Raw genomic sequence first — 9691 nt, 5'->3', positions numbered from 1 at the left:
AACTCGCCGAGCACCGCGAGCGACTGGCCCGCCCGCAGCGGCAGCACCCCGCCCTCGTTCTTGAGCAGCACGATCGCGCGTCCGGCGATCTCGCGGGCGAGCGCGTGGTGGGCGTCGGCGTCGTACCCGGCCGGCTCCCGCTCGCCGGCGCGCTCGACCAGCGCGCGCACCCGGTCCGCGGCCGTCCGCAGGGCCGCGGGGTCGAGCCGCCCGTCCGCGACGGCCTCGGCCAGGGCGCGGTCGCCGGTGTCGTCGGGGCCGGGCATGGTCAGGTCCAGCCCCGCGGCGACGGCGGCCACCCGGTCCGCGACCGCGCCCCAGTCCGACACCACGACACCCTCGAACCCCCACTCGTCGCGCAGGACCTCGGTCAGCAGCCAGCGGTTCTGGCTCGCGTGGACGCCGTTGATCCGGTTGTACGAGCACATCACGGTCCACGGCCGCGCCTGCGTCACCACCCGCTGGAACGCGCGCAGGTACATCTCGCGCAGCGTGCGCTCGTCGACGTCGGCGCTGATCCGCATGCGGTCGGTTTCCTGGCTGTTGACCGCGAAGTGCTTCAGCGACGCGCCCACGCCGCGGCTCTGCAGACCGCGCACCCACTCGGTGGCGAGCACGCCGGTCAGCAGCGGGTCCTCGGCGAAGTACTCGAAGTTGCGGCCGCCCAGCGGGGTGCGCTTGAGGTTGATGCCCGGGCCGAGCAGCACGGCGACGTCCATCGCGCGGCACTCGTCGCCCAGCGCCTCGCCCATGCGGCGCAGCAGGTCCGGGTCCCAGGTGGAGGCCGTCGCGACGGCGGGCGGGAAGCAGGTGGCCGGGCGCCCGGTGACCACGTCGTGCTCGCTCGCCTGCAGGCGCACGCCGTGCGGGCCGTCGGTGACGGTGATCGACGGCAGGCCGGCGGCGGGGGTGGTGTGCCAGAAGTCGTTGCCGCTGGTGAGGGCCGCCTGGTCGGCGACGGTGGGATCAGGCTCCACGTGGCGTCCTTACCTAGTACCTAGTAGGTACTCGGTAACCTAGGATGCCGACATGGCGGCAGTCAACACACGGCGGGAGCGGACGCGCCTGCCCGCGGCGCAGCGGCGCCGGCAGATCCTCGACGTGGCGACGCGGCTGATCGGGGAGGGCGGGTTCTGGGCGCTGTCGATGCAGGACGTGGCCGACGCGTGCGGGCTGACCGTGCCCGGGCTGCTGCACCACGTCGGGTCGAAGGACGGGCTGCTGCTGGCCGTGCTGGACCACCGGGACGCCGAGGACTTCCGGTCGCTGGCCGGGCAGCTGGGCCTGTCCGAGGGGGCCGGGGGCTGGCCACGGGGGATCTCGCTGGCCGAGGCGTGCGAGGCGCTGGTCCGGCGCAACGCCACGCAGCCGGAGATCGTGCGGCTGTTCTCGGTGCTGCAGGCCGAGTCGCTGGCGCCGGGCCACCCAGCGGCGGCCTACTTCGCCGCCCGGCAGGAGCGGGTGCTGGCCGAGTTCACGGCGATGGTGACCGGCCGCGTGGCCGATCCGGAGTCGCTGGCGCGCCAGGTGATGGCGGCGATGGACGGGCTGCAGATCCAGTGGCTGCGCGATCCGGCCGGCATGGACCTGGTGGCGGAGTGGCGAGCCGCGGCGGCGCGGTTGTTCGCGGGGCCGTGAGGGCGGTGAGGGCCATGCCGGTTGTGAGTGGTGGGCCGCCGGGGGTGGCGGCCCACCGAACCGGTCAGCCCACCGCCACGGGCGTCTCCGCCGTCGCGCGGGCTGCGGCTTCGCGCTCGGCGCGGCCCCACGTCTCGCGCGTCAGCAGCGCCGACACCAGGCCCAGCGCGGAGTAGGCGAGGAACAGCAGCGCCGGCCCGAGCCAGCCCAGCCACAGGAACAGCAGCGTCGTCACGAACGGTGTGACCCCGGAGATCATCGCCGAGATCTGGTACGCCAGCGACGCCCCCGAAGAGCGCGTCTTCGCCTGGAACAGCTCCGGGAACCACGCGCCCTGGGCCCCGGCGAGCGCGTTCTGGCACACCGCGTACGACACGACCACCGTGACCACGATCGCGATGATCGACGCCGTGTTGACCAGCAGGAACATCGGGATCGCCCACAGCGCGCCGAACAGCGTGACCCACAGGTAGACCGGGCGCCGCCCGATGCGGTCGGTCAGCCCGCCCCACGCGACCGTCGCGCCGATGCCCACCGCCGAGGCGATGCACAACGCCATGATCGTCTCGCCGCTGGAGGCCAGCTCCGCCGACTTCAGGTACGAGATCATGTACGTGATGGCCACCGCGTAACCGGCCGTCTCGGCGATCCGCAGCCCGATGCCGCGCAGCACGTTGCGCCAGTCCTCCCGCAGCACCTGCACGATCGGCGCCTTCACGATGTCGCCGCTGTCGCGCACGTCCTCGAACACCGGCGACTCCGGCACCTTGGCCCGCACGATCAGGCCGACGATCACCAGGATCAGGCTGGCCAGGAACGGCACCCGCCACGCCCAGTCGCCGGAGAGGTTCACCGACACCAGGAACACCAGGTTCGCCAGCAGCAGCCCGATCGGGAACCCGGCCTGCACGATGCCGGTGAACGCGCCCTTGCGGCGCCACGGCGCGTGCTCGTAGGTCATCAGGATCGCGCCGCCCCACTCGGCGCCGTAGGCCACCCCCTGGATGATCCGCACGGTCACCAGCAGCGCCGGGGCGAGCACGCCGGCCGTCTCGTACGTCGGCAGCAGGCCGATCGCGAACGTGGCCAGTCCCATCACGATCAGGGACGCCACCAGCACCGGCTTCCGGCCGATCTTGTCGCCGAGGTGCCCGCCGATGATGCCGCCGATCGGCCGCGCGACGAACCCGACACCGAGCGTGGCGAACGCCGACAGCGTGCCGATCACGGGCGAGGCGTTGGGGAAGAACGCCGGTCCGAAGTAGAGGGCCGCGGCGGTGCCGAAGCCGATGAAGTCGTAGCTCTCGATCACGGCCCCGGCGGTGGAGCCCCAGGCGACGCGGCGCGCATCGGGCGTGCCGTGCACCGGGCCGCGCATGGTGAGCGCTTCGCTGCGCATTGTCGATTGCCTTCCTGTCAGGGGCCACCACGACCCTACGTCGTCGTGCCCGCCTGTTAACAATGCAGGACATCGTGCGTTGCTGAGGCAGGTATGTCAACAGTGCGCTTCGGCATCTACCTGCATGTCACCGGCGAATTCTGCGGAAACCTTGCCTGTTGACACTTCTCTGTTAACATTCCCGCTCATGAAACGAACCGGATGGCCGGGCTGCTCGACGATCAGCTTCCGGCACCTGCCACTGCCGTCGGCGCTGGCGGTCATCGCGGAGTGCGGGTTCGGCGAGATCGACCTCGGCGCGCTGCCAGGGGTCTGCGACCACGTGCCCTACGACCTGACCGACGACGCGGTGCGCGCCGTCGCCGCCGAGGTGGCGGCCTCCGGTCTGCGGGTCCGGTCGGTCAACGGCGACATCGGTGACCTGAACCGGCCGCACGACGAGGCCGAGCGGGCGGCCCACCTGCGCCGCCTGCTCGACCTCACCGCGGCCTGCGGGGCGGACGCGCTCGTGCTGCCCTGCGGCGCCCAGTCCCACGACCCGGTCGCGACCCTGGACGAGGACCTCGACCTGATCGCCGCCCAGCTGCACGGGGCGGCCGAAGCCGCGGCCGGGCACGGCGTCGCCATCTGGGTGGAGGCCCCGCACTTCCACCGCCTGTGCTGGAACACCGGCCTGGCCGGGCTGCTGGCGGACCGGCTCGACCCGGCCGTGGGCCTGGTGCTCGACACCAGCCACATCGTGGCCTCCGGCGGTGACCCCGCCGCCTACGCCGAGCGGTTCGCCGGGCGCATCGCCCACGTGCACCTGCGCGACGCCACCCCGGGCCACATCAACCACAGCATCGGCAACGGGGTGGTCGACTTCGCGGCCACCTTCGCCGCGCTGCGCGCCACGGGCTACCAGGGCGCCAGCTCCCTGGAACTGGAGACCCGGGACGTCACCGACGACGAACGGCCGGCGGCCGCGGTCAAGGCCGCGGCCTACATCGCCGGCCTGTGAACCCCACGCGAGGAGAAACCGACATGCCTGACACGCAGCGCACCGCCGTGATCACCGGGGCCGGCGCGCCCCGCGGGATCGGCAAGGCCACCGCCGCCCGCCTCGCCCGCGACGGCTGGGCCGTGGCCGTGCTGGACCTGGACGAGCCGGCCGCCAAGACGGTCGCCGACGAGATCGCCGCCGAGACCGGCGCGCCGGTGTTCGCCCACCGGGTCGACGTGGCCGACGAGCCGTCCGTGCTCGCCGCCTACCAGGCCGTGCGCGCCGAGGTCGGCGCCGGACGGTTGCCCGCGGTCGGCGCGGTGGTCAACATCGCCGGCATCACCTCGCCGGTGCCGTTCCTGGAGACCACGCTCGAGCTGTGGAACAAGGTGATGGCGGTCAACGCGACCGGCACCTACCTGGTCACCAAGGCGTTCCTGCCGGACCTGATCGAGGCCGGCTGGGGCCGGATCGTGAACATGTCCTCGGTGTCGGCCCAGCAGGGCGGCGGCGTGTTCGGCCGCACCCCGTACAGCTCGGCGAAGGCCGCGATCCTCGGCTTCACCAAGGCGCTGGCCCGCGAGCTGGGTGACGCCGGGGTCACCGTCAACGCGGTCGCCCCGGGCGCGGTGGACACCGACATCCGCGTCGGCACCACCGACGAGCTGGAGGCCGCCATCGTCAAGGGCATCCCGCTCGGCCGTCAGGCCACTGTGGACGATGTCGCCGCGGTGATCGCGTGGCTCACCAGCGAGGACGCCGGTTACCTGCAGGGCACGACCATCGACATCAACGGCGGCTCGTTCCTCCACTGAGGACGGAGAACGCGATGACCTACCTGAGCAACGATCCGGCGAGCTTCGCCGAAGACGCCCTGGCCGGGTTCTGCGAGCTGCACGCCGGCACCGTGCGGCGCGTGCCCGGCGGGGCGGTGCGCCGCGCCCGTCCGGCGCGGCCCAAGGTGGCCGTGCTGCCCGGCGGCGGGTCCGGCCACTACCCGGCCTTCTACGGCATCATCGGGCCCGGCCTGGCCGACGGCGCGGTGAGCGGCAACCTGTTCACCTCGCCGTCGTCCCAGGACGCGATCTCGGTGGCGCGGGCGGCGCACTCCGGCGCCGGTGTCGTCTTCGCCTACGGCAACTACGCCGGGGACGTGATGAACTTCGGCCTGGCCACCGAACGCCTGCGGGCCGAGGGCATCCGGGCGGAGAACGTCGTCGTCACCGACGACATCGCCAGCGCGCAGCGGCCGGGTGAACGCCGCGGCATCGCCGGGGACTTCACCGTCTTCAAGGTGATGGGCGCGGCCGCCGAGGAGGGCCTGGACCTCGGCGAGGTGGTCCGCGTGGGCCGCAAGGCCAACGACGCGACCCGCACGATCGGCACCGCGTTCGCCGGCTGCACGTTCCCCGGCGTGGACGCCCCGCTGTTCACCGTGCCGGACGGGCACATGGGCCTCGGGCTGGGCATCCACGGCGAACCCGGCCTGCGCGACGTGCCGCGGCCGTCCGCGCGGGAGCTGGCCGGGGACTTCGTGCGGCGGATCCTCGCCGAGAAACCGGCCGGGGCGGGGGAGCGGATCGCGGTCCTGCTCAACGGACTCGGCTCGGTCAAGCACGAGGAGCTGTTCGTGCTGTGGACCGACGTGAGCCGGCTGCTGCGCGACTCCGGCCACACGCTGGTGCAGCCCGAGGTCGGCGAGCTCGTCACCAGCCTCGACATGGCCGGGGTGTCGCTGACCGTGACCTGGCTGGACGACGAGCTGGAGCGGCTGTGGACCGCGCCCGCGTGGACACCCGCCTTCCGCCGCGGCGCCATCACCGTGGACACCGGTGAGGAGGCCGTCGCGGAGGTGACCGACGACGCCCCGCGCTTCGCCGAGGCCTCCGCCGAGTCCCGGGAACTGGCCGCGTCCGTGCTCGACGGGGTGCGCGCGGTCCGGAAAGCCCTGCACGAAGCCGAATCCGAGCTGGGCGCCATCGACGCGGTGGCCGGCGACGGTGACCACGGCCGCGGCATGGTCCGCGGCATCGACGCCGCCGTCACCGCCGCGGAGGCCGCCTGGCACGCGGGCGCCGGGGCCGGTGACGTGCTCGCCGCTGCCGGGGACGAGTGGGCCGCCCGCGCCGGAGGCACCTCCGGGGTCCTGTGGGGCGCCGGGCTGCGCGCGGCGGGCGAGGTCATCGGCGGCGGCGCGATCGACGCCCGCGCCACCGTGACCGCGTTCGCCGAGCGCGTGATGTCCCTCGGCGGCGCCGAACCCGGCGACAAGACCCTGGTAGACGCGCTGGTGCCGTTCCGGGACCGGCTCGAATCCGGCACCTGGGCCCAGGCCGCGGCGGCGGCCGAGGAAGCCGCGCGCGCCACCGCGGACCTGGTGCCGCGCAAGGGACGGGCCCGCCCGCTCGCCGAACGCAGCGTCGGCACCCCCGATCCGGGAGCCGTGTCGCTGGCCCTGATCGCGCGGACAGTTTCGGACTACCTGGCAGGAGGGACGCGGTGAACTACCGCATCGTGGTCGGCTGCGACGACGCCGGCCTGGACTACAAGGAACAGCTCGCCGCGGACCTGCGGGCCGATCCGCGGGTGGCCGAGGTGATCGACCTCGGCGTGCACCGCGGCGCCGACGACGTGCACCGGCCCTACCCGGAGATCGGGCTCGCCGCGGGCGAGGCCATCCGTGACGGCGAGGCCGACCGGGCCGTGCTGGTGTGCGGCACCGGCATCGGCATGGCGCTGTCGGCCAACAAGGTGCCCGGCGTGCGGGCCACCACCGCGCACGACTCGTTCTCCGTCGAACGCTCGATCCTGTCCAACAACTGCCAGGTGCTCACGCTCGGGCAGCGGGTGATCGGGCTGGAGCTGGCGCGGCGCCTCGTGGCAGAGTGGCTGGGATACACCTTCGACGAGCGGTCCGCCAGCGCGGCGAAGGTATCGTTGATCAGCGAGTACGAACGGTGTTGACGACCAGCCCGGGGAGGGCGCGCGTGGTGAAGGAGCCGAACCGCAACCTGCGGCAGATGGCTGTCGACACGCTGCGCCAGGCCATCACGACCGGCGAGTTCCCGCCCGGCAGCCACCTCGGCGAGGTGCAGGTCTCCGAGCAGCTCGGCATCAGCCGCGGCACCCTGCGCGAGGCGTTCCGCCAGCTTCAGCAGGAGGGGCTCGTCGAGTACGGCGAGCGCGGCCGCGTCACCGTCCGCTCGATCAGCGAGAAGGACATCATCAACACCTTCACCGTCCGGGCCGCGCTGGAGGCGCTGGCCGGCGAGACGCTGGCGTCGAGCTACTACCGCGAGGAGCACTGCCGCCGCCTGCGGGCCGCGGTCGACCGGATGGCGCGCGCCACCCGGGTGTCGCTGGAGGCCCAGATCGAGGCCGACCTCGCCTTCCACGAACTGCTGGTCGAGCTCACCGACAACGACGCGCTGGTGCGCTCGTGGAAGCTGCTCGAAGGGCCCATCCGCATGTGCATCATGTACCGCGGCCTGGAACGCGCCCTGTCCAACATGAGCCCGGGCCGTCACCTGGAGATCGTCACGGCGATCGAGTCCGGCGACCCGGTCAAGACGCAGAGCGTGATCTCCGAGCACATGGTCGCCACCGCGCAGGCCCTGCTGTTCGGCACCGTGCGCACCCGCCCGCGCATCGAGATCACCGGCGAGAACTGACTCCTCTTCCCGGGCGGTCGTCCCGCCCGCATCACGGAAGCGATCACTCATGACTGCATCGATCGCGCCGTCGGCCACCCGTGCCGAGCGCGTCGCCGCGGCGGCCCACCGCATGCGGCACCACATCCTGAACATGGGCCAGGCCCAGGGGCAGGGCTACGTCGGGCAGGCGCTCGGCGCCGCCGACCTGCTCGCCACCGTCTACACCGATCAGCTGCGGCTGCGGCCGGAGGATCCGGAGTGGCCGGAGCGGGACCGGTTCCTGCTGTCCACCGGGCACTACGCGATCGGGCTGTACGCGGCGCTGGCCGAAGCCGGGGTGGTGCCGGTCGAGGAGCTGGAGACCTACGGCTCGGACGACTCGCGCCTGCCGATGTCCGGCATGGCGACCTACACGCCGGGCATGGAGATCTCCGGTGGCTCGCTCGGCCACGGGCTCACCGTCGCCGTCGGCATGGCGCTCGGCCTGCGGTTGCAGGGGTCCGCCGCGCGGGTGTTCAACTTCCTCTCCGACGGCGAGCTGGACGAGGGCTCCACGTGGGAGGCCGCGATGGGCGCCGCGCACCACCGGCTCGGCCTGCTCACCGCGATGGTCGACATCAACGCGCTGCAGGCCGACGGCCCGACCGCCGGGGTGCTGCGCACCGAGCCGGTCGTGGACAAGTGGGCGGCCGCGGGCTGGTTCGTCCGCCGCGTGGACGGCAACGACATCCCCGCCCTGCTCGCCGCCTTCGACGAGATCGCCGAGCGGGCGCGGCCGGACGGGCCGCCGTCGGTCCTGCTGTGCGACACCCGCATCGGCCGGGGCGTGCCGCTGCTGGAGACCCGGGAGAAGGCGCACTTCATGCGCATCGACGAGCACGAGTGGGACATCTGCCGCGGGCAGCTGGACGAAGGAGCGCGGGCGTGACCACCACCAAGCGGCTGACCACGTCGGCGATGATCGCCTCGTTCGCCGACCCCGGCCAGAAGACGACCAGCGCGCCGTTCGGGCACGCACTGGCCGCGCTCGCCGAGCGGGACAGCCGGGTCGTCGGGCTGACCGCCGACCTCGGCAAGTACACCGACATGCACGTCTTCGCCCAGGCCCACCCGGACCGGTTCTTCCAGGTGGGCATGGCCGAGCAGCTGCTGCTCGGCGCCGCCGCCGGGATGGCCGAGGTCGGGCTGGTGCCGTTCGCGTCGACCTACTCGGTGTTCGCGGCGCGGCGGGCCTACGACTTCCTGTGCCTGGACATCGCCGAGCCGAACCTCAACGTCAACGTCGTCGGCGGATTGCCCGGCCTGACCACCGGCTACGGGCCGAGCCACCAGGCCACCGAGGACATCGCGATCTTCCGCGGCATGCCGAACCTGACGATCGTGGACCCGTGCGACTCGGTCGACATCGAGCAGGCCGTGCCGCAGCTGGCCGCGTGCGAAGGCCCGACGTACCTGCGGCTGCTGCGCGGCAAGGTGCCGACGGTGCTGGACGAGTACGACTACCGGTTCGAGCTCGGCAAGGCCGCCGTGCTGCGCGGCGGGAACGACGTCGTGTTCGTCTCCAGTGGACTGATGACGATGCGGGCCCTGCAGGCGGCGGAGAAGCTGGCCGCGCACCGGGTCGACGTGGCGGTCGTGCACGCGCCGACCATCAAGCCGTTCGACTCGGAGACCGTGCTGCGGGAGATCGCCGGGGACCGGCTGGTGGTGACGCTGGAGAACCACACCGTGGTGGGCGGCCTGTTCGAGACGGTCGCCTCGGCGGCGGTGCGGGCCGGGGTGGCCGGCCGGATCGTGCCGGTCGCGCTCCCGGACGAGTTCCTGGCCGCCGGCGCGCTACCGACGCTGCACGACCGGTACGGGCTGGCCACGGACCGCGTGGTGAAGCGGGTGCTGTCCGAGCTGGGCTGAGTCCGCCCCGGTGCGTCGGGTGAGCGGGGCGCGATCGGTGGGTCTGCCCAGGGCGGGGTCGGCTCGTCTGGTGGGCTCGGGCGGCGTTCGGGTGTGGGTGTCCACCGT

At 73.0% G+C, this 9691-nt stretch carries 10 protein-coding genes; 8 read left to right on the top strand and 2 right to left on the bottom strand.

Annotated features, from left to right (window positions below; translation table 11 throughout):
* On the bottom strand, positions 1–977 hold a 977-nt coding region (locus tag D0D15_RS34555), incomplete at its 3' end, for a glycoside hydrolase family 3 protein (protein WP_162830729.1).
* Between the two features lie 52 nt (positions 978–1029).
* On the opposite strand from D0D15_RS34555, the gene D0D15_RS34550 reads away from it, so the two are divergent.
* Positions 1030–1638: a TetR/AcrR family transcriptional regulator gene (locus D0D15_RS34550; protein WP_094005175.1), complete on the top strand. Its 609-nt coding sequence runs from the start codon at positions 1030–1032 to the stop codon at positions 1636–1638.
* Between the two features lie 64 nt (positions 1639–1702).
* Here D0D15_RS34550 and D0D15_RS34545 read toward each other — a convergent pair whose 3' ends face one another.
* The gene (locus D0D15_RS34545; protein WP_094005174.1) at positions 1703–3037 is read right to left on the bottom strand and encodes an MFS transporter; all 1335 of its coding nucleotides are present in this window, start codon (positions 3035–3037) and stop codon (positions 1703–1705) included.
* A gap of 187 nt (positions 3038–3224) precedes the next feature.
* Here D0D15_RS34545 and D0D15_RS34540 point away from each other — a divergent pair, with 187 nt between their 5' ends.
* The 7 genes from D0D15_RS34540 to D0D15_RS34510 are packed head-to-tail and all read left to right on the top strand — an operon-like array spanning position 3225 to position 9583.
* Complete coding sequence (locus tag D0D15_RS34540; protein WP_094005173.1) at positions 3225–4037, top strand: sugar phosphate isomerase/epimerase family protein; 813 nt, start codon at positions 3225–3227, stop codon at positions 4035–4037.
* A 23-nt stretch (positions 4038–4060) separates the two neighbouring features.
* Complete coding sequence (locus tag D0D15_RS34535) at positions 4061–4834, top strand: SDR family NAD(P)-dependent oxidoreductase (protein ID WP_094005172.1); 774 nt, start codon at positions 4061–4063, stop codon at positions 4832–4834.
* A 14-nt stretch (positions 4835–4848) separates the two neighbouring features.
* Positions 4849–6522 (top strand): dihydroxyacetone kinase family protein, encoded by a 1674-nt coding sequence (locus D0D15_RS34530; RefSeq protein WP_115945057.1) that lies wholly within the window; start codon positions 4849–4851, stop codon positions 6520–6522.
* Positions 6519–6983, top strand: a complete 465-nt coding sequence (locus D0D15_RS34525; RefSeq protein ID WP_094005170.1) for a ribose-5-phosphate isomerase — start codon at positions 6519–6521, stop codon at positions 6981–6983. Before D0D15_RS34530 ends, D0D15_RS34525 begins: the two co-directional genes overlap by 4 nt.
* A 23-nt stretch (positions 6984–7006) precedes the next feature.
* The gene (locus D0D15_RS34520; protein WP_094005169.1) at positions 7007–7690 is read left to right on the top strand and encodes a GntR family transcriptional regulator; all 684 of its coding nucleotides are present in this window, start codon (positions 7007–7009) and stop codon (positions 7688–7690) included.
* 49 nt (positions 7691–7739) lie between these two features.
* Positions 7740–8600 carry a transketolase gene (locus D0D15_RS34515; protein WP_094005168.1) on the top strand — a complete coding sequence of 287 codons (861 nt, stop codon included), beginning with the start codon at positions 7740–7742 and terminating at the stop codon, positions 8598–8600.
* Entirely contained in the window at positions 8597–9583 is a 987-nt protein-coding gene (locus tag D0D15_RS34510) for a transketolase family protein (protein WP_094005167.1), read from the top strand. The genes D0D15_RS34515 and D0D15_RS34510 overlap by 4 nt, the downstream gene beginning before the upstream one ends.
* Positions 9584–9691: the final 108 nt, after the last annotated feature.

The organism is Amycolatopsis thermalba (genome assembly GCF_003385215.1).
GTDB lineage: Bacteria > Actinomycetota > Actinomycetes > Mycobacteriales > Pseudonocardiaceae > Amycolatopsis_E > Amycolatopsis_E thermalba.
This window is presented reverse-complemented; position numbering and strand designations above follow the sequence as displayed.